Annotated in this window: 24 protein-coding genes and 1 pseudogene; 23 read left to right on the forward strand and 2 right to left on the reverse strand. The window is 57.4% G+C overall.

What is annotated here, in order from left to right:
• Nucleotides 1-79: 79 nt before the first annotated feature.
• The 11 genes from CAGGBEG34_RS01775 to CAGGBEG34_RS12285 all read left to right on the forward strand — a co-directional run bounded on the left by CAGGBEG34_RS01775 (nucleotide 80) and on the right by CAGGBEG34_RS12285 (nucleotide 10,597).
• Nucleotides 80-934: a type IV secretory system conjugative DNA transfer family protein gene (locus tag CAGGBEG34_RS01775; RefSeq protein ID WP_081463708.1), complete on the forward strand. Its 855-nt coding sequence runs from the start codon at nucleotides 80-82 to the stop codon at nucleotides 932-934.
• Nucleotides 886-2,046, forward strand: a complete 1,161-nt coding sequence (locus tag CAGGBEG34_RS01780; RefSeq protein ID WP_081463709.1) for a type IV pilus twitching motility protein PilT — start codon at nucleotides 886-888, stop codon at nucleotides 2,044-2,046. Before CAGGBEG34_RS01775 ends, CAGGBEG34_RS01780 begins: the two co-directional genes overlap by 49 nt.
• Nucleotides 2,047-2,119: 73 nt before the next feature.
• Complete coding sequence (locus CAGGBEG34_RS09535; protein ID WP_006682183.1) at nucleotides 2,120-2,848, forward strand: KilA-N domain-containing protein; 729 nt, start codon at nucleotides 2,120-2,122, stop codon at nucleotides 2,846-2,848.
• 10 nt (nucleotides 2,849-2,858) lie between these two features.
• Nucleotides 2,859-3,131 carry an antA/AntB antirepressor family protein gene (locus CAGGBEG34_RS01790; protein WP_050009281.1) on the forward strand — a complete coding sequence of 91 codons (273 nt, stop codon included), beginning with the start codon at nucleotides 2,859-2,861 and terminating at the stop codon, nucleotides 3,129-3,131.
• On the forward strand, nucleotides 3,128-3,394 hold the full coding sequence (gene icmT, locus CAGGBEG34_RS10945; protein ID WP_006682184.1) for an IcmT/TraK family protein: 267 nt from the start codon (nucleotides 3,128-3,130) through the stop codon (nucleotides 3,392-3,394). The genes CAGGBEG34_RS01790 and icmT overlap by 4 nt, the downstream gene beginning before the upstream one ends.
• The gene (locus CAGGBEG34_RS09540) at nucleotides 3,391-4,119 is read left to right on the forward strand and encodes a toxin co-regulated pilus biosynthesis Q family protein (protein ID WP_006682185.1); all 729 of its coding nucleotides are present in this window, start codon (nucleotides 3,391-3,393) and stop codon (nucleotides 4,117-4,119) included. Before icmT ends, CAGGBEG34_RS09540 begins: the two co-directional genes overlap by 4 nt.
• Nucleotides 4,119-5,810: a PilN family type IVB pilus formation outer membrane protein gene (gene pilN, locus CAGGBEG34_RS01805; RefSeq protein ID WP_006682186.1), complete on the forward strand. Its 1,692-nt coding sequence runs from the start codon at nucleotides 4,119-4,121 to the stop codon at nucleotides 5,808-5,810. The genes CAGGBEG34_RS09540 and pilN overlap by 1 nt, the downstream gene beginning before the upstream one ends.
• A gap of 10 nt (nucleotides 5,811-5,820) precedes the next feature.
• A complete protein-coding gene (locus CAGGBEG34_RS01810) occupies nucleotides 5,821-7,095 on the forward strand; it encodes a type IV pilus inner membrane component PilO (RefSeq protein WP_006682187.1) in 1,275 nt (424 codons plus the stop codon).
• Nucleotides 7,082-7,648 carry a hypothetical protein gene (locus tag CAGGBEG34_RS01815; RefSeq protein WP_158641769.1) on the forward strand — a complete coding sequence of 189 codons (567 nt, stop codon included), beginning with the start codon at nucleotides 7,082-7,084 and terminating at the stop codon, nucleotides 7,646-7,648. The genes CAGGBEG34_RS01810 and CAGGBEG34_RS01815 overlap by 14 nt, the downstream gene beginning before the upstream one ends.
• Before the next feature lie 31 nt (nucleotides 7,649-7,679).
• Nucleotides 7,680-9,458, forward strand: a complete 1,779-nt coding sequence (locus tag CAGGBEG34_RS01820; protein WP_006682189.1) for an ATPase, T2SS/T4P/T4SS family — start codon at nucleotides 7,680-7,682, stop codon at nucleotides 9,456-9,458.
• A gap of 584 nt (nucleotides 9,459-10,042) precedes the next feature.
• Nucleotides 10,043-10,597 carry a type II secretion system F family protein gene (locus CAGGBEG34_RS12285; RefSeq protein ID WP_478210140.1) on the forward strand — a complete coding sequence of 185 codons (555 nt, stop codon included), beginning with the start codon at nucleotides 10,043-10,045 and terminating at the stop codon, nucleotides 10,595-10,597.
• Between the two features lie 288 nt (nucleotides 10,598-10,885).
• On the opposite strand, the pseudogene CAGGBEG34_RS01830 reads toward CAGGBEG34_RS12285, so the two are convergent.
• Nucleotides 10,886-11,119 (reverse strand): annotated as a pseudogene (locus CAGGBEG34_RS01830) (dephospho-CoA kinase); the annotation flags it as partial.
• Nucleotides 11,104-11,949, reverse strand: a complete 846-nt coding sequence (locus CAGGBEG34_RS01835) for a prepilin peptidase (RefSeq protein WP_006682192.1) — start codon at nucleotides 11,947-11,949, stop codon at nucleotides 11,104-11,106. The pseudogene CAGGBEG34_RS01830 and the gene CAGGBEG34_RS01835, both read right to left, overlap by 16 nt.
• 148 nt (nucleotides 11,950-12,097) lie before the next feature.
• Between CAGGBEG34_RS01835 and CAGGBEG34_RS01840 the strand changes: the two genes are divergently transcribed.
• From CAGGBEG34_RS01840 to CAGGBEG34_RS01895, 12 genes are all read left to right on the forward strand, one after another.
• Complete coding sequence (locus CAGGBEG34_RS01840) at nucleotides 12,098-12,658, forward strand: type 4 pilus major pilin (RefSeq protein WP_006682193.1); 561 nt, start codon at nucleotides 12,098-12,100, stop codon at nucleotides 12,656-12,658.
• Between the two features lie 14 nt (nucleotides 12,659-12,672).
• Nucleotides 12,673-13,701 carry an ATPase, T2SS/T4P/T4SS family gene (locus tag CAGGBEG34_RS09545; RefSeq protein ID WP_006682194.1) on the forward strand — a complete coding sequence of 343 codons (1,029 nt, stop codon included), beginning with the start codon at nucleotides 12,673-12,675 and terminating at the stop codon, nucleotides 13,699-13,701.
• A gap of 64 nt (nucleotides 13,702-13,765) precedes the next feature.
• Nucleotides 13,766-15,127, forward strand: coding sequence for a shufflon system plasmid conjugative transfer pilus tip adhesin PilV (gene pilV, locus CAGGBEG34_RS01850; protein WP_006682195.1), 1,362 nt, complete (start codon nucleotides 13,766-13,768; stop codon nucleotides 15,125-15,127).
• A gap of 94 nt (nucleotides 15,128-15,221) precedes the next feature.
• Nucleotides 15,222-16,001 (forward strand): DNA adenine methylase, encoded by a 780-nt coding sequence (locus tag CAGGBEG34_RS01855; protein WP_006682196.1) that lies wholly within the window; start codon nucleotides 15,222-15,224, stop codon nucleotides 15,999-16,001.
• Between the two features lie 61 nt (nucleotides 16,002-16,062).
• Complete coding sequence (locus CAGGBEG34_RS01860; RefSeq protein WP_006682197.1) at nucleotides 16,063-17,256, forward strand: hypothetical protein; 1,194 nt, start codon at nucleotides 16,063-16,065, stop codon at nucleotides 17,254-17,256.
• An 8-nt stretch (nucleotides 17,257-17,264) separates the two neighbouring features.
• Entirely contained in the window at nucleotides 17,265-17,939 is a 675-nt protein-coding gene (locus CAGGBEG34_RS01865) for a DotI/IcmL family type IV secretion protein (RefSeq protein WP_006682198.1), read from the forward strand.
• Nucleotides 17,936-18,874 (forward strand): DotH/IcmK family type IV secretion protein, encoded by a 939-nt coding sequence (locus CAGGBEG34_RS01870; protein ID WP_006682199.1) that lies wholly within the window; start codon nucleotides 17,936-17,938, stop codon nucleotides 18,872-18,874. The genes CAGGBEG34_RS01865 and CAGGBEG34_RS01870 overlap by 4 nt, the downstream gene beginning before the upstream one ends.
• Nucleotides 18,875-18,876: 2 nt before the next feature.
• The gene (locus CAGGBEG34_RS01875) at nucleotides 18,877-20,019 is read left to right on the forward strand and encodes a DotG/IcmE/VirB10 family type IV secretion system protein (protein ID WP_006682200.1); all 1,143 of its coding nucleotides are present in this window, start codon (nucleotides 18,877-18,879) and stop codon (nucleotides 20,017-20,019) included.
• Between the two features lie 54 nt (nucleotides 20,020-20,073).
• Nucleotides 20,074-20,349, forward strand: a complete 276-nt coding sequence (locus tag CAGGBEG34_RS01880) for a helix-turn-helix domain-containing protein (protein WP_238984930.1) — start codon at nucleotides 20,074-20,076, stop codon at nucleotides 20,347-20,349.
• Complete coding sequence (locus CAGGBEG34_RS01885; RefSeq protein ID WP_006682202.1) at nucleotides 20,346-21,593, forward strand: type II toxin-antitoxin system HipA family toxin; 1,248 nt, start codon at nucleotides 20,346-20,348, stop codon at nucleotides 21,591-21,593. Before CAGGBEG34_RS01880 ends, CAGGBEG34_RS01885 begins: the two co-directional genes overlap by 4 nt.
• A gap of 235 nt (nucleotides 21,594-21,828) precedes the next feature.
• Nucleotides 21,829-22,347 (forward strand): type IV toxin-antitoxin system AbiEi family antitoxin, encoded by a 519-nt coding sequence (abiEi, locus tag CAGGBEG34_RS01890; protein ID WP_006682203.1) that lies wholly within the window; start codon nucleotides 21,829-21,831, stop codon nucleotides 22,345-22,347.
• Between the two features lie 34 nt (nucleotides 22,348-22,381).
• Nucleotides 22,382-23,269 (forward strand): nucleotidyl transferase AbiEii/AbiGii toxin family protein, encoded by an 888-nt coding sequence (locus tag CAGGBEG34_RS01895; RefSeq protein ID WP_238984931.1) that lies wholly within the window; start codon nucleotides 22,382-22,384, stop codon nucleotides 23,267-23,269.
• The last annotated feature ends 36 nt before the right edge of the window (nucleotides 23,270-23,305 follow it).

Consider the following 23,305-nt stretch of genomic DNA (forward strand, 5'->3'; position numbering starts at 1 on the left):
TCAAATCTACTTGAACAGTTCTTTTTGCTTTACTGAGATCACTTAAATTAAATATGTATAATTATTAATATGCACATTAATGTGGAGATTCACTACTGTGCGATTTAAGAAACGGAACACCCTGGCGTTCGTTCTTGGATGCACGGCCTGCATAGGGGCGACGGCGCACGATGGTTCTCCTGCGGTTTCGAGGTCATTGGAAGCGCTGACCCAGCTTTCCGCGCCGTCTGCGACACGTGCACCCAAGCTTTCCTCCGCCCGCGCCAGTCTGCTCAGCGAGACAGCGCAACTGTTAGGCAGCCATCTGGGCCTGGCCGAACGCTCCGCTCAGCTCATCGCCGCCCTGGAGGCGCGCGCGGACAAGCTCGACATGATCTATCGTTTCCCGGCATTGGTGAGCCCGCGCGGCGTTTTGCCTCCTGTGATTACAGAAGCGCGGGATGCGGTGCAAGTGACGGGGGATCAATTGCGTGTGGCGGATCGCATCTACCGGATGGTGGCACGCGCGCGCTTTGTCACAACGCCGCCTTCGTGGCGGGATGATCTGTTCGTGGGGCTCAGGACGAAGCCCTCCAAAGAACGGCCCACTGCTGCCGCCCTGCCGAGAACACCGGATGAACGCGCGTATTGGACACAGCAAGTCCGGATGGGCTATACGCACGGCCGGCAGCTCGCGGACCAGATTCTGGAGCGTAACCGCGCGCGGCTCGATAGAACCTTTTTGGGCATGCTGCGTTATACCGCCCTCTTGAAACGCGGCCTGGTCGTCGAGCCGACTGTCTCGGCGGCGCCGGCGATTGTGACGGGCGACGCCACTCATCTCAATATCGGCGATACGCTCTACCGCATCACGGACCCGGGCGGCTTAATTCTGGATGCCAGGCGATGGCGGCCTGTCGTTGCGCCTGCGTCCTCTTCGGGCACAAAGCCATGAGCGCGCGCATCGATCCATTTCCTCTTGCGCCGAATTTCGGCGTGACACAGCTCCAGGTATTCCTGGCCTGGGCGACGTCCAACAGCGCATCGGATATCGTGTTTCAAACCGGGGATCGGGTGTGGGGTGAACTCAAGGGCCGTCAGGTTCCGTTGACGATGCGCGCCATGAAGGAAGGCGAACTCAAAATGCTGCTTTCGCTCGCGTTCGGCAATGAGGTCATCGGCGTCATCAAGAGCGGGCGAGACATGGATCGTCCGTATGGCTTCGTCATCGAGCGCACGGCGTATCGCTATCGGGTCAATATTTCAGGCGCGCACATTGGAGATGCGGATGACGGCCTCTCCATCACCCTGCGCGCGATCCCGCAGACGCCGCCCACGTTGGATACGCTGGGACTGCCGGTCGGGATTCGAGAGAACCTATTTCAGCCGCACGGCCTGGTGTTGATCTGCGGGCCGACAGGTTCAGGCAAGACGACCTTGATGTCGTCCTTCTATGCAGCGGTATCCCAATCGAAACGCGACGCTAAGATTTTGCTGTACGAAGACCCCATCGAGTTTTTGTTCAGCACCGTTAAAAACATCGGACCTAAAATCCGGCAAATGCAGATCGGGCGGCATATTCCGAGCTTCGCGCACGGGTTGCGCAACGCGATGCGGTGCAAGCCGACGTTGATTGGCATCGGAGAGGCGCGCGACGCCGAGACCATCCGCGCGCTCGTCGAAGCGGCGCTGACGGGGCACGGTGCCTACGGCACGATGCATACCGAAAGCGTTGCGCAGACGATCAACCGCGCGATCCAGGTCTTTCCGCTGGACGCGCATTGCGCGATCGCTTCAAAGCTATTAGATGCGCTGCGCTTGATTGTGGTGCAAATACTCGTCCCCACACTGGATGGCGAACGGTCCGCCGTGCGCGAATGGCTGTATTTCAGCCGTGAGATCAAAGAACGGATGAGTGCAATGCCATTCGCGCAGTGGGGCGCGTTCCTGAATCAAGAAGTGCGCTCAATGCGGCAAGACCGGGCAACCGGTTTGCGTCAGCTGCTGGATCGTCAGCGGATCGATCAGACGCTCTTTCGGCGTTATGCAGGAGAGGCGGTTGCATGAATACCTTCATCCCTATCCGCCAGCGTCTCATCGGCCAAGCACACGTTTAATATGACTTAGGAGGCGACGCAGCATGAATACATTGATGATTTCCAAGATTTCCATTCAGCAAGATGCTGAAGGACGCTATTGTCTGAATGATCTGCACAAGGCGTCGGGCGGGGAAGATCGGCATAAACCCGCCAATTTTCTGCGGCTGGATACCACACAAGCGCTCATAGCGGAAATAAACGGCTCACATCTGAGCAGTTTGGAAGGAGCGCTTAAAACTGACGGAATCCCGTCAGTTTCGCCACTCGCCACAGAGGAAAAGCCGTATGGCACCATCCACTTCTCAGATGTGAGAAGTGCCGTTAAAACAACTAATGGAGGCCATCATCGCGGTACCTACGTCTGCAAAGAACTCGTCTATGCCTATGCGATGTGGGTCAGCTCCGCATTTCATCTGAAGGTGATTCGCACTTTTAATGCACTGGCCACCCGCCGCCAGGAATCCGTGCACAGCACACCGCTTGCCACATTCACCGCAGCGTTCAGATTAGTCCCGCTGGCGATGCGTGCCGCCCGGGCTTTGGGATTGGATAAAAACGCGGCGGCATTGAGCGTGAATCAGTTCGTACACAAGCTCACGCACATCGACCTGCTCTCTGAACTCGGCCACACGCACCTCATCGCTGAAAACCAGAAGAGCGGGCAGCGAGCAGAAAAAAACGACGCTGGCCAAATGATTGGCTTGAAAACCAGCACACTCAAGAACTGGTTGCAGAAATTGCCGGAATTCCGGCCTTGGGCGCAGAAATAGAGAAAACCCGATGAAAGCCTTGATCAAGGTAGAGATTCGAACCATAGGCGACCGGCCCATCCAGTCAGTCAGCGCAAGGGAATTGCATGCGTTTTTGGAAAGTTCAACGCGCTTTAATGATGGGATCGCCCGCCGCATTGCTGAATACCGCTTTGAAGAAGGAAAGGACTTTTACTCATTTTTGAGTAAAACCTCGCAGGACGAGGCTCAAGGCGGTTTTTCACTGAAATGGGCGGAAGACGTACTCGTCCTCATGACCCCCATTCAGGAGAACGCCGCATGAATATCCGTCATTCCGTATGGCGCGATGCCGCGCGTCCTTTGCGCATTCTGGGGATCGATGCCCGTGCGTTCTTTCCGTTGCTGATGTGGCTCTATCACCCCAGGAAGTGGACCTTCGCCGCTGGGATGATCGCCATACTCGGTTTCTTTCTGATGGAAAAAAAAGGCCTCACGCTGCCGGTTCTGTTGCGCGCGATCCGTCATCGGCTGCGCGGTACAGTGATTGTGGCGAGGTACGGGCCGAATCGGAGCCGATTCGAATGAAAAAACACCGGGTTGCGCTTCTATCTGTACGGATCCTGTTTGGCATTGGCACGTCGTGGGCCTTGAATGCACAGGCCGGTTTTGTGAATCAGGCCAATCTACCGCCTGCTTCCATCCGCTCTCCCACAGCCGATGGTCAGCAGAAGGATCTTCAGAGCGAGAGCGCCCGCCCCGCCCACGTTGCGCTTCGTGAGGGCAAAGGCCACAACGTGACGCTGTCCGACATGTTGTCCGCTGTTGTGCCGCATGACTTTCATGCCGAACTGCGCGGTGTGCATCCCAAACAGATCCTTTCATGGCAAGGCGGCAAACCCTGGGATGTGGTGCTGCACAGCGCGCTCGCCGCAACGCCAAGCGCACATCGCATTGAAACGGACATCGATTGGGCGCGCAAGCGCCTGGTATTGCGCGAGTCCACTCAAGCGGCAGAATCCGCCGGTGATACGCCGCGTGCCATGCACTGGACCGTGCGCGCGCAGGATTTGACCTTGCGCCGAACGCTGATGCGATGGGCGGCGCAAGCGGGCTGGCAGGTGTCCTGGGACATCCGGGTGGATTATCCGGTCCAGCTGGAAGGCGCGTTTTCGGGTTCTTTTACCGATGCGGTCGAACAGTTCGCAAACGCATTGCGGCACAGCGATTATCCGCTGCTGGTGTGTCTGTATGAAGCGAACCAGGTCGTGCGTGTGCTTCACTATGGAGATCGAAAACAATGCGATGCGTAATGCGCCGGTGGCTGCTACCCCTCTTTTCGTTGATTCTCTCGGCCTGTCAGACGATGCAGCAGGAGATGGACCGTCAAACGGATCAGCTGCTTGACCAAACAGCGCAGTCCAACCGTGCCATGCTGCAAAGCGCGCGTTCAGACACGCGCGTCGTGCAACGTGTCGGAGGCGCCTGGCTTGGCGCGCATGCGGTGCCGATTCAAAACGACGCCACTTTACCGGACATCTTTCATCGTACCGATTTTCGCTTTCAGTTCGGCAAGGGCAACATCATGACGATTGCCGAGAAGCTGACTCAGGTCACGCATATTCCGGTGCGCGTACAGCCGGATGTGCTGATGCCGATGACGGCGTTCATGGCGGCCAACGGTACACGCATAACGCCTGAGAACGCAGGCCGGACGCAGGCCCGCGCGATGCTGCCCGCGTTACCGAGTCCGGCGGCGGGCGGCGTGCTCGCGGCGGGTGTATCGGCCACGGTTGCCCCGGATGACAGCGTCGAATATGACATGAATTACCTGGGGACGCTGTCCGGTTATCTTGAACTGCTCTGTGCGCGGGCCGGTATTTCGTGGGATTACCACGACGGGATGATTACGCTGCGCAGACTGATGACCCAAACATTCACGCTCAAGGCCATTCCGGGCGCATCCGGCTTCGATGCGGCCCTGGGGCGCGATTCGCAAACGCAAAGCGGCGCCAAGACATCCACAGGCGGTTACGCATCCACGACCAAGGTGAAAATGGATTCGGCGTACAGCGTCTGGTCCGCGCTGGAAAAATCCATTCAGGCGATCAAGACGCCGATGGGCCGCTATTCGATCTCGGAAGCGACCGGGACGATTACCGTGACCGATACACGCGCTGCGGTTGAAGAGATCGCCCGTCTGATCGGACATGAAAACAGTGTATTGGCCCGTCAGGTGGCGATGCGCGTCGAAGTGCTGTCGGTCAAAATCACCGGCGCTCAGGCGTATGGAATCGATTGGGCGCTGGTGTTCCAGAAAGCCGCGCAGCTTGGCGGTTGGTCATTGAGTTTTTCATCGCCGGCTTCGCTCGCAGGTACGCATGCGGGCAGTATGGGGATTTCCATCCTCTCGCCCGAATCTGGGCAGGGTGGGCCGTGGGCCGGTTCGAAGGCCTTCTTCAAAGCGCTGAGCCACTACGGGCGCGTTCGAATGGTGACGACCGCGAATGCACTGACCCTGAATCGACAGCCTGTTCCGGTGGCGATTACCCAGCAAACCGGATATCTCGCTGAAATCACGCCCGCGCCGGCCGGGGCCAGCGGCGGCAGCGGTGGCACGCCCGGCTTAACGCCCGGCACCGTCACCACGGGCTTTATGCTGAATCTGTTACCCACCGTACTCGAGAGCAATCGTATCCTGCTGCAATTTTCAGTGGGGATTTCATCTCTGGATGCATTGGACAAGCAAACCTCCGGATCAGGCAAAAATCAGCAAAGCATTCAGACGCCGATGATTTCAAGTACCGATTTCCTGCAAAAGGCCGCGATGCGTCCGGGCCAGACGCTGGTGATCTTCGGCTATGAGCGCCAGTTCGGTCAGTATGATAAACGCGCGCTGGCGAAAGAAATGCCGATCGGCCTGGGCGGTTCGTTCAGCGGCCGGATGAATCGCGAGGCGGTGGTCATTCTGGTGACGCCGGTCGTGGCTGAAGGCGCGATTTAGGGGCCAACATATGTCTGCGCATGCGGTCTTAACGGGCACGGATGCCGTCCTCTTCGGCCTGGATTGGGTCCCCTTATCGGGCGAAATGTCCGAGAAAGACGAAGTGCGCCACGCAGTACGAGAACGCAACGCGGCCTGGCAAGTCCGGTATGCGGGAGATCAGGCGGTGCTCTATGGCTTTCTCGCACGGGAGAATCAGCCACAGCGACTTCGCAGACGGGACAGGATGATCTGCGCGTCCCTCTTGTTGGCCACGTTGCCCACTGTCGCATCCAATGCGATTTGGCTCGAGATCGATGGAGCACAGGCGCGGATGGCCGTGTTGAAAGACGGCCTGCCATTGCCATTCGGCGATTTTGCGGGCCTGCTGACCGAGGCCAGAGAACGGATTCAGCGCATCGAAGCCGACGCGGGCAGTGGTATGACCTTTGCCCTATACGGCAATGATGGGGCAACGGGCACGATTCCACTTTCGCTGGACGCGCTGTTGCGCGAGGCGGATGTGCCCGCGGCCACGCTGATGCGTGTTCGCAAAGGCGTGAATAAACCGCTGCTCCTTTTGGGGCTATGCATGGCCGCGCTGTTAGCGAAATATGCGGGAAGCAGCCTGTTCAATACCTCCAAGCCGCTGCCCCTGCCGAAAAAACAGGCAGATCCCGTGGCCGCTTACCTGAAAGCCTTGCCTTCCCTGCTGGCAAGCGCCGGCATGCCTGTCAGCGCGGCAGCGGCAGCGATGCACGGCGATTGGCATATTGAGACGTTACAAGGCGGCTGGCGATTATCGAAGCTGATCTGCACCCTTCCAGAATGCGTCTATGACTGGACCGTGGAGGGTGGCAATAACGAGGCGTTGCGCAGGGCGATGGGCGATGCTGACATCGATTTTGAGTTGGACGGCCGCACGGCGCGCGTGTACGTTCCCAATGCGCCCCTGGTGGCCTCAAGGCCGTTTACCCTGGAGCGCCTGCCGCATTGGTCTGATTTCAAGGAGAAAACGGGGTCGTTTCTGCAGGATCTGCAACTTCTGGGCGTGCGTTTTCATTTCAGCACGCCTCGACGATTGGGCAGTGAAGGCAGCGCCGCCGTCCAGATTCCATCTTCGGCACTGCCCGCGCGCTTCAAGGCGCCTAAAACGGGCGCTTTTACGATCATCGGGCCAGCGGCATTGTTTGAGGAGATCGTCTCCCGCTTGCCGGATTCGATGACGCTGACGTCGATGACATTGACCCTGGACGGCATCGATCCGAAATTCCAGTTGCAAGGCGCCTATTATGTTAAAGATTAAAAAATGTTCTAAAGGCATCAGTGAGTGTGTGATGAGAGGATATTGGGTGACGCTGTGTGCCCTCATCGCTGCGTACCCCTTGCCGGTCTTCTCTGCCACCATTGACCAACTGGTGGCCAGACAGCGCGCGGTGATGGAAAGGGAGCTGGATGCAAAACTCAGGAAAACCGATGCATCGGCGTTTTCTGTGCAGCCGCTGCCCGGCACTGCGGCGTCTCCGGCGAGAGGCGCGCGCACGAACGCGCAGGATTTGCGCCTGCACGCGATTTATGGCGTCGGCGAGCAGGTGACGGTCGATGTATCGGTCGGCAATGGCCCCTCTTTTCCGTTAACGAAGGGGCGTCGCATCGAAGGGTGGTCGCTCGCCTCAATTGCACCGGCATCGGTGACGTTCAAGCATGTGAACGGCCGCAAGAAAACCGTGTATCTGTCAACGCCCGCACAGGTCGATGCAGAGGCGTCCCAGGGAAACGCAATCCTCCCTTCTCCTTTGCCCAATGGGGTCAGCTGCTTTCCGATGATGCCCGGGCCTGTGGTACATGGGCCCAAGTAGGCAGCAGAAAGGATGAGAGGATATAAGAAGAATGATGGCCTGGCTTGAACGACTGCACGCTGCCCGCGCACACCCTACGGCTGCTGCACGGCCCGTCGCAACGGGGGTATCGACGCCAAAGCCTGGCGGTCAACGACATGCCCCCGCACAACCGTCAAGGAATGATCGGACGCCCGCTCAACAGCCTTCTTTGCCCGCCTGGGACACGGTGCATTCGATTGCGGATTTGCCGACGATCCGCACGATTTACACCGCAGAAAAGGCCGAATTCGCGCTATCTGCTGCGCTTCGCGCAGTACTGATCGCGATTGGCAGCGATTGCGGCGAAGCCTGGCTTTTGGTCGATGCGGCGTCCTTCGCTCGGCATGCCATCCATTTGGACAGTCTGCGCACCCGTTTGCATAATGCGCGCATTCCCGTGGTCAAAACAGTTTTTGCGAGTCGCGCGCTGATTGCGGAAATCTACAAGACAGAGCACCCGGACGCGAACGAAGCGGGAAAAATACCCGAAGAGGGGCAGTTGTTTGAGGCGTTGATCCGTTACGGCCTGGAACATCAAGCGACCGATATTCACTGCATTGTCAAAGGGCAACGCGCGGTCGTGAAATACCGCATCGACGCAGAGATGGAGCGCATGCGCGGCCCCACGGACGGCGTTTATACGCGCGAGCAGATCCGCGGCGCATTGGGGTATGCCTATAACACGCTGGTTGCAGAAAAAACGAACTCGCATGCGCAATTCACGCCGGATCAATTTCAATCGTGCATGATTCCCTACCGCCTGGATGACAAAGTGCTCAACTTGCGTTGGCAATCGTCGCGTGGATTCTGCCGCCAGGGCAGCGCCTTTACTGTCTTTATTCGTTATCTGTATGGCGAGCAGACGCTGCCGATAGAGAAATTTCAGGATTTGGGCTATTCGGACGATCAAGCAGAACTGTTTTCTCGCATCGGTGTCAATCGTAAAGGCCTGGTGTTGATCTGCGGCATTACCAACTCAGGGAAATCGACCACGCTCTCATTTTATGTGGAGACATTGCCGGGTCGAGAGCGGCTGAACATCATTACGGTGGAAGACCCGGCGGAACGCGAGATTGAAGCGGCCGCATTGCAGATTTCATTGCAGCGCACGCTGGCGCTGGATGCCGAAAGGACGCCGTTCTCCGAGATTCAGGGCGTGCTGGTGCGCAGTGATCCCGATGTGATCATGCAAGGCGAAATTCGCGACGTGGCCTCGGGCGTGTGCGCGCAAACGCTGCTGCAAACAGGGCACCAGGTGCTGGCCACCACGCATGCGATGGGCGTCATGGAAGCGTTTGCCCGCTTATCGAGCAGTGAAATCGGTTTCTCGATGCAAACGCTCACCGCGCGCAAGTTCTGGTCGCTGCTGGTATATCAGGCGTTGGTCCCCAAACTGTGCCCGGCATGCTGCGAACCCGCAGATCAAACCCTCCCGAATATCACGGCCTTTATCCGGCAGCGTTTTCACATCGATACTTCGGCGATGCGCACCCGGTGTATGGGCGGGTGCGGGGCGTGCGGAGGGCGCGGCGTTCGCGGCGTCACAGTGGTCGCGGAGATGATGCAACCGACGCGCTCATTTCTGATGCTGATGCGCGAGGGCCGGGATTTTGAAGCGGAGGCTGCCTGGCGAAGCGCGAGCGATAGCCGGTTCGATTCCCCCCATATGCGCGGCAAAACGGTGTTTGAGCACGCATTGTACAAAGCCGGGTGCGGCCTGATCGATCCGCGCACGGTGGAAACCTTTGAACTGTTTGATCAATTTGAAATCATTCGCGAGGTCGCATAACGATGAGGCTTGATTTCACACGTTGGCCGCTGGCCCATCTGCCGCCGATGCGCTGGCGTGAGCGATTATCGATCCAGTGGGCCATTCTGCGCATCCGCCGCACGCGCGAACAATTTTATGAAGACTTGAGCGAAGCGATCGCGGATAAAGAGAGCATCAATCAATTCATCCGTATTCGCCGCGCGCGCGCGATCCAACAGAAGGATCCGCTGTCCTGTTTATATCCCGTGATGCTAAACCGTCTGAGCCAAAGAGGCGGCTCGCTCGCGCGCATGCTGCACGGCATCGTGCCGGATACGGATTTGATGATCATCACGTCAATTGAAAACCAGGGTCATGTGGATCAGGGATTGAAGTTTCTTGCTGCANCCGTGACCAGTCAGCGCACGATGATCGACGCGATGCGATCAGCCCTCATTGCGCCAGCGTTGATTGCGATGATGTGTCTATTCTTTACCGTGATCTTGGCGGTGTTCGTCATTCCGGTATTTGCCGACATTGTGCCGCCCGCGCGCTGGGATACGCTGGGCCGATCGATGTATGGGGTGTCTTATATAGTGACGCATTTTGGTTTATTCATTCTCATGGGTCTATTAGGCGCAATCGGAGGGTTGATCTGGTCGATTCCGAACTGGTCGGGGCCGAAGCGGGCGAAGGTGGATCGTTATGTGCCTTACCGGGTGTTCCGTGATTACACCGGCGCGGTTTTCTTGGCGGCGCTGGCCTCATTATTGATGTCCGGAGAAACCCTGGTCAGATCGCTGGAAAAGCTCAAGGCGCGCAGTTCGCCTTGGTTGCGCTGGCACTGTTCGAAAATGATTGATCGGCTCTCCACCCGCGCACAAAACGATGGCGAAGCATTTAATACGGGCTTGTTCGGTCAGGAGCTGGCGAATCGCCTGGTCGATTACAGCCGCCGCAGCGGCAATTTCAGCGAGGTGGTCAAAAGGCTCGGCATTCAGGGTATCGAGGCGGCCAAAAAACGGGTCCAACGCTCGGCCAGAAGACTGAATCTGGCATTGATTTTTGTGCTGGGCGGCGTAATGGCCTATCTGCTGACCGCAACACTGTTGACCGCGCAAGGGTTGAGCGAGAAGCTGCGGCAGGAAATCATGCACTCCACATCCGCAAAGAAATAGGTAGCGCGATGGAATACAACCCGGCTTTTGCTGCTCAGCGCGCGATCTTGTCGGAAACGGATAAGCGCGCATTGCATGCACTCTCACAAGCCTATACGCTGAATCGGTTCCGTGCGGATGCGCGGAATTATGAAGAGATGCGGGTGGATTTCGTGTATACCTCAGCCAGGATCGAAGGCAATACGTATGACCGGATTGACACCGACAATCTACTTCGCATCGGCATCACCGCGGGCGGCAAGCGATATTCGGATGCCGTGATGCTGATCAACCTGCGCGATGGGTTTGTTTGGCGCGGTCGAGCGCGCCCCCGGCAGTCAGATAAGTGCGTCCGAAGGCGCGGGTGATTTGGGGCATCGCCGCACCGCCGGCTGCCGTGAGCGCATGCGCGATGCGGTCTGTATCGATGACCGTGACGCCGTGTTGAGCGAAGCGCTGCGCAACCACCGTTTTACCGCTGCCAATCCCGCCGGTGAGGCCAACTGAAAAGCGTTCAAAGCGCTCTGTCAAAGCGGCATCCATTGCCATTGCATCCACGGCGGCGTCCAAAAAAGCGCGAGCGCGCCCGCTGCGGCAAGGAACGGTCCAAATGGCAGCGGTTGATGTTTTTTAAGCCGGCCATATGCGTGCGCGGCCACGCCGCACAGCATACCGCCCGTTGAGGCGAGCAGCGCGATGGAAGGCAAGGCCATCCAGCCGAACCATGCGCCAAGCGCGGCGAGCAGCTTAAAATCACCCTGTCCCATGCCTTCTTTATTTCGCACAAGACGGAACAGCCAGGCAATCAGCCAGAGCGACAGATAGCCCGCCAGAGCGCCGATGACTGCGTCGGCAAGCGGCGCAAAGCGTGCTTCAAGATTGACAAGCAATCCGGACCACAACAATGGCATCGTCAACGCGTCGGGTAGCAGATGCGTCTGCAGATCGATCCAGGCGAGCGCCAGCAAGGCTGCAACCAACCCGTATGCCGCAAGCGCTTGTCCGCTTGCGCCGAAACGCCAGAACGCGCTCGCAGCGCTGATTGCGCTGAGGAGCTCAATCAATAAATATCGGATCGGGATCGGCGCGCAGCAAGCAGCGCAGCGACCGCGCAGCCGCAGATAGGAGATCAACGGGATATTTTCCAGCAGCCTCAGCGTATGGCCGCACGCGGGACAATGAGAGCGCGGTTGCCAAAGGTTGTACGCGCGGCCTTTATCCATATGAATAGATTGCGCCACACATGTGCTGGACAGATGCCCTGCTTCCGCGTTCCAGGCGCGTTCGAGCATGATCGGCAGCCGGTGAACGACAACAGTGAGAAAACTCCCGATCACCAGACCGAATAGCGTCGCGATGAAGTATGGAATCATGTTTTAACCGTCTAAATCACATTGCCTAACTGAATGCCGGTTTTTTCAAAGAGAATTACCGCTTAGCCGTTGCACTCCTACTGCGGGGATTCTTTAGAATCATATGTATATTATAGTTCGTGCATAAATTTTTTATGCCGAGACCAAAATGCATACAGACGAATACCCAAAAGCGCTCAAGCGTCGCCAGGAAGGCTTTACGCTGATTGAGATCATGATTGCGCTGGCGATTGTCGCGGTCGCGATTGCATTGGCCATCAAGCCGGTGCATCAGGCGCTGTCCAATGCGAAGGCGAACGATGAAATGGGTGAACTGCCGACCATCATTGCCAATATCCAAAAGGTATTCGCCAACCGCGCGAACTTTGGGGGCGCAACGCAAGAACTATTTGTGAATCAGCACGTATTCCCCACCGACCGGGTCGTGCCGCAAACGGCGGAGTTAGCGAACCGCTGGGGCGGCGCCATTACGACATCGGTGGTGACCATTGGTTCGAGCGCACCGAACAACGGGATCGCACTGACCTATGAAGGCGTTCCGAGTATGGAGTGCGCAGCGGTTATTCCCCAAATGGACGAAATTGTACGCATCATTTCCGTGAACGGAACGCAGGTCAAAGCGGACGGACAGCCCGCCGATCTGGATGCAGTCAGTACTGCATGCAATGCCAGCCATGCCAACGAGATCGTCTACCAGTTCAGTAAATAGCCGGTGGCGGGCGTATGCGTGAAGAATCCCAACTGGATGAGTGGCTGTTGCTCAAAGCGGCGCCGTATACCGATTGGCATGTCGATATCGACAAGCCTGAGACTTCTGTTGTATTTCTCAGCGAGAATGAAACTGGCGAAGCGCTGGTTCACGCGCAGCCGATGCGCGTGCCTGAGCCGCTGCGGCCGTTGCTGTTTCACCTGATCGAGCGCTTGCAGGCGCATGTGAGCGCGGGCGATCCGCATTCCTTTGCGATCGATCTGGGTTCGATGCGCTTTCGCGGTGAGCGGCTGCGGCCCGCGCGTTACGCCCTACGCAGAACCCAGCAGCGGGTCGAATCGCTGAAAGCACTCAGACTGGGCGCGGGGGCCGAACAATTGTTGCTGGATCCGGAGTTTTGTTCAGGCGGCCTGATTTTAATCAGCGGTGAGCATGGCGCTGGAAAATCCACGACCGCCCGCGCAACCGTAGTAGATCGCCTTAAAACCTACGGCGGCTATTGTTTAACCGTCGAATCACCCGTCGAAGTTGAATTTGAAGGATTTCACGGCGCTGGCTATATCGAACAGGTCGATGCAACTCAGATGGGCTACAAATACGAAGTGGAAACGGCGATGCGCAAATTTCCGGCTGCAATGCGCAGCCTGTTCTACTTCGGCGAAGTGCTGGAAGAGCGTTCCGCAGCAGAATTGGTGCGTCTGGCGCCGCGTGGCAATCTGGTCATTACGACCATTCATGGTAAATCGCCTGAAGATGCGATCCGGATGCTGATCGCCCTGGCGGAACGCGGCGGCGAGACCTATGCGCGTCAGCTTCTCGGCTCGAGCATGCGCGCGGTTGTGCATCAACGGCTGATGCGCGGCCAAGCGCTGGTGGACTGTTTCAAAGCGATTGAACCGATTCGGAATGTGATTGCGAATCCTAATGTGTCGTTATCGAATTTACATGCAACGATTGATCAAGCCAAACGGGAATTGGCCGCGCACATCCTGCGCGATACGGTGTCAACGGCGACTGCAGGTACGCCGGGCATGCGTCCGTAAAAGCGCCGCGCACCGCGCGTGTAGGCCGTGGCCTGGATCTTTATCCAGGCAGCGCGGCGCCGTCATGCTGATTGAGATTGCGATTGTCACGGCAATCGCGATGATGATGGCGGGTGCGCAGTTGTGGAAGCAGCGGCAACAGGTCCTGGCCGATGTCAGAAGTGCGCAAGGTACGGTGTTGCGCCGCATCGGCGAGGGCGTGAACCAGTACATTGTGAATCATTACAGTGCACTCATCGGCGATACGCCGATTCCAGGCGTTGCGGAGATTTACGCCCCCACGATCGCCGAGCTTCAGGCAACCGGCGATCTGGATCAGGGTTTTCAACCGGTGAGCCTTTTGAACGGGCTGCCCTATGTGGTGGCATTGTCGAGAACACCGGCAGGATGTACACCACCCGCATGCGATATCTCCGGGCTTGTATATATTCGGGGCGCCATCACAGACCCCTCGACGGGCGCACCGCAACCTTTAGGCGATGCGCTGGCGAGCCTGGGTGGCGATGGCGCTTATTCGGATACGCTGACACCCGATCGGCTCAGCGGTCCCAATGACGCCTGGGCAACGCGCAACCCGCTCGGAAATGTGGCGTCCGTACTCGCGATGCGCGTGGGCTACGGCACCAGCGGCTTCTCGCAATTTGTGCGCAGAGATGGTGCTTTGCCGATGGAAGGGGATCTCAACTTTCAAGGCACGGACGGCGCTAGACACAACATTACCCATGTGCAGGCTGTGAACGCCAATACAGTCACTACAGAGGGAGATATCCGTGTGGGCGATACGGTTTATGCGGGTCGCGTCATTTCATCCGGGCGCATCAGCGCACATGGGGGCCTCTATAGTGGGCACACCATTTACTCAACCGGCGATATCATGACAGACGGCTGGTTGCGTACACGCAGCGATGGCGGCTGGTATAACGAGAAATGGCGGGACGGATGGATGATGTCTGATTGGGACTGGGTGCGCACAGTGAATGGCGCCGGTATTTCGACCGCACGTGGCCCGATCCATGCGGGAGGCAATATCTCTACGGAAGGGTATCTGCAAATCAAAAGCCGCCGAGCAGCGCGCGGCACTTCTTGCGAATCGGATGGCTTGATCGGCCGCTCATACCCCAATGGTAAAAATTTACTCGTCTGCCAGGATGGCCAATGGCAATCCCCTGGTTTTACGTTCACCGGCTGGCAATCCGTCAATCGGATGGGAAGCTCAGCGCATTCAGGACTGCTTGTGGCCACTTCATGCTTTAACTGCTCTTTGGTGGGTTATACCTACGGTCCTCCCTTAGTGCAACGTTTTGCCATTTCGCAGCGCGATAAATATGGACAGGGCCGAGTTTCCGGCACGATGCCTGTCATGCGGGGAGAGTTTTGGCAAATTGACGGGGCTGAGCAAGTGTGGCTGATGAGTTTTGACGATTAATCAACACTGCGCAATACCATTAAGGCAGCCTTGATTTCGGGCCAGCCTGGCTGGGCGCCCTCAAAAAGAAATCCATCTGCAAAGAAAAATAATCATGACGAAAACAACGCCGATCATTCAATGGATGGGCGGCAAGCGCCGATTAGCCAAACACCTGCTGCCGTTATTTCCGCCGCATCACTGCTATGTCGAAGTCTTTTGCGGCGCCGCCGCGTTGTTCTTCATGCGGCCCGAACCCGCGCCCGTCGAAGTCATCAACGATCTGAATCGTGAACTGGTCAATCTGTACCGGGTCGTGCAGCATCATCTGGAAGAGTTTATCCGTCAGTTCAAATGGGCGATCTCCAGCCGTCAGGTGTTCGAATGGCAAAAAATGACCCGTCCCGAAACGCTGACCGAAATTCAGCGCGCGGCGCGGTTCTACTATGTGCACCGCCATTGTTTCGGCGCTCAGCTCAGAAATCCCAGTTTTGGAACATCCGCCTCCAGGTCTGCCATCAATCTGTTGCGCATTGAAGAAAGTTTATCCGAGGCGTATCTGCGTCTGAGCGGCGTGACGGTCGAGAACCTGGACTGGCAGGACTGTATTCAGCGCTACGACCGGCCCCACACCTTCTTCTATCTGGATCCGCCCTACTGGCAAATGGCAGGCTACGATATCCCCTTCGAATTCGAGCAGTATGAGCGTATGGCCGAAGTCATGCGCAACTGCCAGGGCAAGATGATGGTCTCGATCAATGACCATCCGGAGATGCGGCGGGTATTTGCGGGCTTTCCAGAGCGCACGCTTCAGACGACGTATACATTGAACGGCAGAAGCAGATCAGAAAAGCGCCGTGAGTGCGTTGTGATGAGCTGGGAGGCGAGCGTGTAAATCTTGTTCACTTGATTTATATGTATTATTATTAATATGCACATAATATAAGGAGCATGCAATGTCAAAATTGGACGCGATCCAGGAATACGCGAACAGCAGCACAGCCAGGCGGCCCGCAACCGGGAATTTTGCACTGCGCGTATCTGGTTATACGCAAGACGATCAAGGCCGCGACGCAGTCACCGGCGTGCGTTTGGACACGGGCGAAACCGTCACGGTCGTATTGCGGCCATACCAGGGGCCGCTCAAAGCGCCGCGCGCTGAAGTCAAGGATTTCGCCACGCTGGAGGGTGAAATTTCAAAGGTGATTCAAAGCGTGTCCAGCGACGAGATGCGCAAGCAGGTTTTGAAGGGCATGCGTGCCAAGACGGAGCCAGGCGGTGTGATTCTCGTCCAGCGTGCCTACACCGAGCGTGATACGGGCATTGTGAGTGCGGGCTGGCTCCAGTCCGCCGCCAAATATGCGGATCACTGTACCGTGGTGGGAAATGTCATGCTCCGGATGGATCCTGTCCGGTACCGGGAACAGGCTGGCGAATCACACGCCTACGCCAGTGCGACCGCATTGGCGACAGACAAATCGCAGCGCATCAAGTCCGCGGCGCAGCTTTCGGCGGCCTTGATGGAGGCATTTTCTGGTCGCAATGAGTCTTTGGGTGGTCCAACTGCGGGCCGGCCGATTGCGCTGATTCGCCTGTCCGACGGCAACACCCATCGAGCCATTGAAATGGCGTTGCCCGGCGGTAAAGACCCGGAAACGAACGAATACACGCTCTCCACGCCCTCAAGCGCGGCTGCAGCTTTTTTATCCTCGCCGAACGGCAAGCAGGCCGCACAACTCGCCGGCGATCCGGAGATAGGCGTTGAAGTGATTCCGGGCAGCCGGTTCAGCCTGGGTCCACACGCAAAACTCTCGCTGGAGAACAGTGCGGGCGGCCTGGAGCGCATCAATCGCGCGTATCGCTTCAAAAAGGATGTGCCAGACGAAACGGGCTTCACGCCTTCCTATATCGTGCTCCATGCGGTGCCGGGTGGTCATGTATTTTCCACTGCTGAACCCTTGTCGAATCAACCGCCGCTTTTCCATCCGCGCGAGATTGCGACGCCGCACTTCAGCGGCCGTCCGACCCTCGTGGCTGAACACAGGACGGAGCCGAATCCCGACACAGACGAAGCGGTATTGGAAAGTCCATCCGATGTGCCAATGCCTGTATCCACTCCGGCGGCGCGCACATCCAGCCCGCACCCATAAGCACACGGGTGAAACCGAAAGGCCGCCCTGCAGAGCAACGGGAAGGCGTGTTGCATCCCGCCGTCTCGTTGCTGGAGAGAACATTTCTCTACCAGTTCAGTTGGCCCAGACTCCTGCAGAGCCACCTGATACTGGGCGCAGCGCTCTTGATCTCGGTTGCGCTCAACCTCATTTTAGCGGGCCGTCATCCTAAACCGCAGTATTTTGCGATGGATGCACAAGGACGCATCGTGGCGCTGGTGCCTTTAGCGGAGCCGATGGTCTCCACCGATACGGTGCTTCAGTTCGCGCAAGGGTGCATCACTGCGTCGTTCTCGCTTGACTTTGATGACAACAATCTGCGCAAGCAGTTACAAAGCCTGCATCGCTGTTATACCGGCGAGGGTTATCGAGCACTGATGGCGGAGATGGACGCTTCTGGCCTGATTGCGAAGATCCGCACGCAGCGCCTGGTCGCGTCTGCAGTGGCGACCGGCGCGGGCGTGATTGCGCAGGTCGACCCCAAAAATCCACAGGGTTACAAATGGACCGTACAGCAGCCGATTTCGATCACTCTGGTCAATCAGACGGAACGACGCTCATACGAGTACGTGATCGAGTCGGACATCCAGCGCATTCCCACCGTCGATAACCCGCGCGGCATTGCAGTGGCCGCGCTTCGGATTCTCGGTGATGGCTCATGAGCAGCCGTCCGGTATGGCATCGGCTCGCGGCAACCGTAGGGTTCGCCATTCTGCCTGCCTACGCGCAGAGTGCGTCGAATGTCCAGCGCGCTGGAGGCCATGCGCCTGCGGATCTGAATGCGCCCCAGGCGCTTCCGCCCTTGAAAGCTCAGGAGCACGCGAATTACGATGTAGCCGTCGATGCGCTCTCGCCACTGACGGAAAGCCAGATCCGGGCGTTGCGCAGGCGGCTTGATCGCGCCAAGCGCGCAGCCGCGGCCAGCCCTCATATCCCTACCAAACCCGTGTATTCCGTGCAAACGGTTGACCTGTCCCCAGGCAGCCCGCCGCCGATTGTGCGCGTGAGTCATCTCGGCGCCGCGGTGACCTTTATTGATCGTACCGGCGCGCCGTGGGACATCATCGAGGTCAACAATATGGCGCCTCAGCGCTTCGAAGTCTTAAAACCCGTGCCCAGCGTTCCAACGATGACCATTACCGCGCAAGGTGATTATGTGGAAGGCGATGTGGCGGTGTTCCTGAAAGATTTACCCTATCCGGTTGTCATCAAAATGGTCGCCGGCCAGCGCGAGACGGACTACCGTCTCGATCTCCGGATTCCGAAAACCGGGCCGAACGCGCAGCCGGCAATCACCACGGAGACCGCGATTGGCCTGCCGAGCGCCACGCTGCAATCGCTGCTGGAGGGGATTGAACCGCCGCAGGCGAAACCGATCCGCATCCGGAATGCGCCGGCGAATATGAAAGCCTGGCTGATCGGCAATGCGCCTGCGTCCCGTATCGTGCTGCGCACTTCGCTATTTTTGAACAATCCCGCGTACTATGGATCGCTGACATCCGCGGATGGCACGCATGTGTACGAAATTCCTCAAACGCCGGTGGTCACAGTCAGTGAAAACGGCGCGCTGCGCAACCTCTTTCTGGACTGGGAATAACGATGTCCAAAATGCGCGCGGGGTTTTCACGTCAGATCAAGGTCATCGTCATCATGGCGCTGCTGGCCGTGACAGGCGCGATCCTGAGCGTATTCTGGCTGACCCGCCGCCATGCGGCGAATGCGCACGTCGAGGTGCCGGGCATCGACGCACAGGGCGGCGTATCGAGTCCAGAGACGCCGTACTATGCGCAAACGCTTCAATCGGTCAATCGCCAAAAACTCGCACAGGCGCAACGCACGCAGGGTTCTTTCGTCCCGGCGTTGTCCGAGCGCACAGGGTCCAAGCCTCCAGACCTGGAACTGAAACCACTGGAACAATCGCTTGAACAACGCGCTCAGCCTGTCGATGATGGCGCGCAGACGGACGCCCAGCTGCGCACCTTACCGCCGCTGCCTGCGCCTTCGCCGGGCGTAGACAAACAGGTCGAAGCGCTGGTCGCGGCTTGGGATCATCCGCCCCAATCCCAGAAAATACTGGGCATCCAAACGCTTGAATCAACCGCAGAGAGGGAGAATGCGCCACCCGCTGCGCATGGGCCAGCGGGCCGGTCGACAACATCTGCACTGGCCTCGACGGATCTCCAGCCCCTCATTCATGCAACCGATCAATATGGCGCGCATCTGGAAAATGCCATCGATACCGATGCGCCGTCCGAGGTATTTGCCGTCCTGGATCAAGGCCCGTGCAAAGGCGCGCAATTGATCGGCAGCAGCCAACTCACGCATGAAGCCTTGAGCGTGACGTTCACGGCCATGCACTGCAAGGATAAGACATATGCGATCCAGGCGATGGCATTGAACGATCAAACGCTGGGCCGCGCATTGCCTGCGGATGTTGACCACCGCTACGGCCAACGGATTGTGACGCCCGCCATTCTGGGCGCGCTCGGCGCAGCGGGCGCGGTGTACGGCAACGCAGGCAAAACCATCCTCCACTCGCCTTTGGGCGGATATACCGAGCAGACGGATGCGAATCCTTCCATCCGGCAAATTGGCGGCGCGGCTGCCGCCGCAGGACTTTCAGGTGTGCAGAATGCGCTCGCTCAACAAGCCGCCTCAATTCCTCCGATCCGTGCCCGCGTGCGCGCGGGTACAGCCATCCTCGTGAAATTCAAGGCCGATGTCATACCAGACAAATCGTAAAATGCGTATCTTAATGCGCATTCCGACTTAATATGATGTATGATGCGTATGATCATGCGCAAACCTCTCATCGATGACCCAATTACGAATGTGGAGCGCGTGGCGGTCGAGCTTCGCACGCTCCGCCGTGCGCGTAACATCACTCAACAAACCCTGGCGGACCGTGCACAGGTCGCGCGCCGTACACTCACCCATGCGGAGAGCGCTCAAAACGTGGGCATTCAGGAATGGTGCCGCATCGCGAATGCGCTGGGTTATGAACTGACTTTAAGACCCCAGAATACCGTCGTGTTCGAAGAACTCCCGGATGTGTTCAAGGAAGAGGAATGAATACATCGCCGTCTTTCGATATTGCACAATTCTTCAATCAAATCCGTCAACTTGAGATCCACACCCCTCAAGGTTTGAGCGGTCTACTGACTAAAGAAAGCCGCTACGTGTTCAATTATGGCCGCATTCGTGATAACGCGGCGGTTTCTCTGGTCATGCCGGTGCGTGAGGAGAGTTATGCGAGCGGTGATTTGATGGGCGTATTCGCGATGAATCGTCCTGAAGGCTATCTTCGCTATATCCTCGAAGAACGGTTAAAACGCCTGGGCGCGCCAAGCGATATGTTTCTGCTCTTTTTGGCAGGCAGTCACCAAATCGGACGTCTCACCTATACGTTGCCTGGAGAAGCGCTGCCTCAAAGTACGGGCGAACGGCTGGAAGAGTTGCTGTCATCGCCGTCTGGACCGCTCTTCGAACGCCTAGTCGATCAATATGCGCTGGGATCCGGCATCTCAGGTGTTCAACCCAAAACGCTTGTGCCGCTCGCTTTGAGCGATGCAAACTGTGAGCCGGCTGAACACACCGCAATGCCGCTTAAAACGGTGATCGTGAAAGCGGAGGGCTTGGATTATCCAGGACTTGCGCGTAACGAATTTTTTTGCCTGTCTGTTGCAAAGGAGGCAGGATTCGACGTGCCGGATTTCTGGCTGTCTGACGATGGACGATTGTTGATCATGGCGCGATTCGACCGGACACCAGAGGGCGCTGTGCTGGGTTTTGAAGATATGGCCGTCTTGACCGGACGCACAACGCGGCAGAAATATGAAGGCAGCTACGAAATGATTGCGCGCGCGGTCGACCTCTTCTCCGGCGAGGCGCGCACCGTACAACTGCGCAAACTGTTCGAACGCGTCGCGCTTTCATGCTGGATGCGAGATGGAGACGCGCATCTCAAAAATTTCGGCATGCTGTATGAACATCCGATGGCGCCCAGACGGCTCGCGCCCGTATACGACGTGGTCTGCACGGATGTCTATCCGGACTTGGATCGAGAGATGGCGTTAAAACTGAACAAGCGTAAAACCTATCCAACCCGCGCAGAACTGGTCCAATATGGGCAACGGTCGGGATATACCGAGGATGAGGCTTCTGCCGTTCTGAATCGCATTGAGAACGCCTATGCCACCGTGATGGTCCGATGCGAAAAAGATGCCCGATACCAGAACGATCCCTTGCTTTCCGGCATTCGTCAAGCGGTGGAACGCCCTGCATTGAAAGCGCATCAAGCCCTCAGGCTGGGTTGAACAGCGCGATTGCTGAGGGCGTGCAGCAGTTTTGCACTCCGCTGATGTCTTCGAATGGCGCACTTTTCGATGCATCTCCGCCATCGATGGGGGCGGGCCACTTTTCAACGCTGTTTCCAGCCGGAGGAATCGCACAGTCTGCCCGTGTGGAGAGTGGCTCTTCCTCCTACGCCTTTACAACGTATAATGCTTTACATATACTTCCCAAAAATGTCCATTTTGTGTTGATCTTAAGATGCGTGTCCGTGAATTGGTCATGGCCCTGGATCATTGGGATAAGGCGGGTATCTGGGCGTTTTCCTTACAAACGTTGAAACAGCTCTTCCCGGAAAACACTCAGGCACTGTTGAAAGCCTTGGCAAGGCATAGCCAAGCCAGGCTGATTGAACGCGTTGCACGGGGTCTGTATGTGAATCCCAGAGCGCGTTGCCTGCCGTCTGATGTGCTCAGCGCCCTGGTCTCCTTTTTGCGTCCGTGGGATTTTAATTACCTCAGTCTGGAATCGGCGCTCTCCGAGGCAGGCTGGATTTCGCAAATGCCTTCCCGCCTCACGCTGATGACCACGGGTCGCAGCCAGACGTTCAAAACCGCCTATGGAACCGTGGAATTCGTACACACGAGGCAAAAGTCACACCCGCTGCGCGACGAGCTGGTGTTTGATCCGCGGCGCAAACTTGCGATTGCCACCCCCAGTCGCGCTCTGCGTGATCTGAAGCGCGTCGGTCGCAATCTGGATCTTGTCATTCGGAAATAGGTCAATGCCCTTGCGTACTCGAACAGATCTTTTGATGCGCGCCAGTCAATACGCGGCTGAACGCCGAGTACCGACCGCGACCGTCGTTAAAGAAATTTTGCATTATGAAATTCTCTGCGCCTTAACGCACAGCGGTGCGGCGGCGCAGCTTGCTTTTCAGGGCGGAACCGCACTGCGTTTATGCTATCAGGGCGCGCGCTATTCTGCAGATCTTGACTTTGCGGGTGGTCAGCATTTCGAACCGGAGAGAATGCGCCCCTTTGCAGAAATACTGCAGCAGGAAATCGGCGAAGCGTATGGTTTGCAGGTCGACATTCAAGCGCCCAAGGCGAAAGAAGCGATTGAAGGCGTCCACGTTGCCCGCTGGCGCGCTAAAGTGTCTATTCCTCAAATAGACCCAAGCGTTCAGCAGCATCAGGTCATCCACATCGAAATCGCCAGCGTACCGGCGCATGATGTGGATTTGATGGCTGTGGCGGCTAATTATCCTCATTTACCGGAACCGCACCGTCAGATTATTGTTGCAGCCGAGACGCCCAAGGAAATTCTCGCGGACAAACTCGTGGCGCCGGGCGCGCGCTCATTTCTCAAAGCGCGGGATATTTGGGATATCAAGTTTTTGACGGATCGCAGCATTGCGCCCGATACCGCGCTTATTGCCCGTAAACTCAAGGACTACGGTTTACAGCAGGAGGACTTCAAAGAGAAACTGCAGACCCGACTGGCAGCGCTCGATGAGCCTGCTATAGCCCAAGCCTTTTACCAGGAAATGAGCCGATTCGTCGATGCCACGATAGCTGCTCAGCTTGAAAATCCAGCGCTGGTTAGGCCCTTTCTCCATCGAGCCAAGGCGGCTGGACTGACGGTGTTGAATGCGTATCTGGAATTCAAGAACGCGCAGCGATTACAACCGCACTTTTAAACTGAGTGCGTCTGCTTCATGTTCGCTATTTAAAGT

The organism is Candidatus Glomeribacter gigasporarum BEG34 (assembly GCF_000227585.1).
In the GTDB taxonomy this organism is placed as follows: domain Bacteria; phylum Pseudomonadota; class Gammaproteobacteria; order Burkholderiales; family Burkholderiaceae; genus Glomeribacter; species Glomeribacter gigasporarum_B.

Excerpts from the sequence above, each read along its gene's own strand:
- CAGGBEG34_RS01775 (WP_081463708.1), top strand. The coding sequence starts at position 80 with ATGTGGAGATTCACTACTGTGCGATTTAAGAAACGGAACACCCTGGCG.
- CAGGBEG34_RS01780 (WP_081463709.1), top strand. The coding sequence starts at position 886 with ATGGCGGCCTGTCGTTGCGCCTGCGTCCTCTTCGGGCACAAAGCCATG.
- CAGGBEG34_RS09535 (WP_006682183.1), top strand. The coding sequence starts at position 2,120 with ATGAATACATTGATGATTTCCAAGATTTCCATTCAGCAAGATGCTGAA.
- CAGGBEG34_RS01790 (WP_050009281.1), top strand. The coding sequence starts at position 2,859 with ATGAAAGCCTTGATCAAGGTAGAGATTCGAACCATAGGCGACCGGCCC.
- icmT (WP_006682184.1), top strand. The coding sequence starts at position 3,128 with ATGAATATCCGTCATTCCGTATGGCGCGATGCCGCGCGTCCTTTGCGC.
- CAGGBEG34_RS09540 (WP_006682185.1), top strand. The coding sequence starts at position 3,391 with ATGAAAAAACACCGGGTTGCGCTTCTATCTGTACGGATCCTGTTTGGC.
- pilN (WP_006682186.1), top strand. The coding sequence starts at position 4,119 with ATGCGCCGGTGGCTGCTACCCCTCTTTTCGTTGATTCTCTCGGCCTGT.
- CAGGBEG34_RS01810 (WP_006682187.1), top strand. The coding sequence starts at position 5,821 with ATGTCTGCGCATGCGGTCTTAACGGGCACGGATGCCGTCCTCTTCGGC.
- CAGGBEG34_RS01815 (WP_158641769.1), top strand. The coding sequence starts at position 7,082 with ATGTTAAAGATTAAAAAATGTTCTAAAGGCATCAGTGAGTGTGTGATG.
- CAGGBEG34_RS01820 (WP_006682189.1), top strand. The coding sequence starts at position 7,680 with ATGATGGCCTGGCTTGAACGACTGCACGCTGCCCGCGCACACCCTACG.
- CAGGBEG34_RS12285 (WP_478210140.1), top strand. The coding sequence starts at position 10,043 with ATGGGTCTATTAGGCGCAATCGGAGGGTTGATCTGGTCGATTCCGAAC.
- CAGGBEG34_RS01835 (WP_006682192.1), bottom strand. The coding sequence starts at position 11,949 with ATGATTCCATACTTCATCGCGACGCTATTCGGTCTGGTGATCGGGAGT.
- CAGGBEG34_RS01840 (WP_006682193.1), top strand. The coding sequence starts at position 12,098 with ATGCATACAGACGAATACCCAAAAGCGCTCAAGCGTCGCCAGGAAGGC.
- CAGGBEG34_RS09545 (WP_006682194.1), top strand. The coding sequence starts at position 12,673 with ATGCGTGAAGAATCCCAACTGGATGAGTGGCTGTTGCTCAAAGCGGCG.
- pilV (WP_006682195.1), top strand. The coding sequence starts at position 13,766 with ATGCTGATTGAGATTGCGATTGTCACGGCAATCGCGATGATGATGGCG.
- CAGGBEG34_RS01855 (WP_006682196.1), top strand. The coding sequence starts at position 15,222 with ATGACGAAAACAACGCCGATCATTCAATGGATGGGCGGCAAGCGCCGA.
- CAGGBEG34_RS01860 (WP_006682197.1), top strand. The coding sequence starts at position 16,063 with ATGTCAAAATTGGACGCGATCCAGGAATACGCGAACAGCAGCACAGCC.
- CAGGBEG34_RS01870 (WP_006682199.1), top strand. The coding sequence starts at position 17,936 with ATGAGCAGCCGTCCGGTATGGCATCGGCTCGCGGCAACCGTAGGGTTC.
- CAGGBEG34_RS01875 (WP_006682200.1), top strand. The coding sequence starts at position 18,877 with ATGTCCAAAATGCGCGCGGGGTTTTCACGTCAGATCAAGGTCATCGTC.
- CAGGBEG34_RS01880 (WP_238984930.1), top strand. The coding sequence starts at position 20,074 with ATGCGCAAACCTCTCATCGATGACCCAATTACGAATGTGGAGCGCGTG.
- CAGGBEG34_RS01885 (WP_006682202.1), top strand. The coding sequence starts at position 20,346 with ATGAATACATCGCCGTCTTTCGATATTGCACAATTCTTCAATCAAATC.
- abiEi (WP_006682203.1), top strand. The coding sequence starts at position 21,829 with ATGCGTGTCCGTGAATTGGTCATGGCCCTGGATCATTGGGATAAGGCG.
- CAGGBEG34_RS01895 (WP_238984931.1), top strand. The coding sequence starts at position 22,382 with ATGCGCGCCAGTCAATACGCGGCTGAACGCCGAGTACCGACCGCGACC.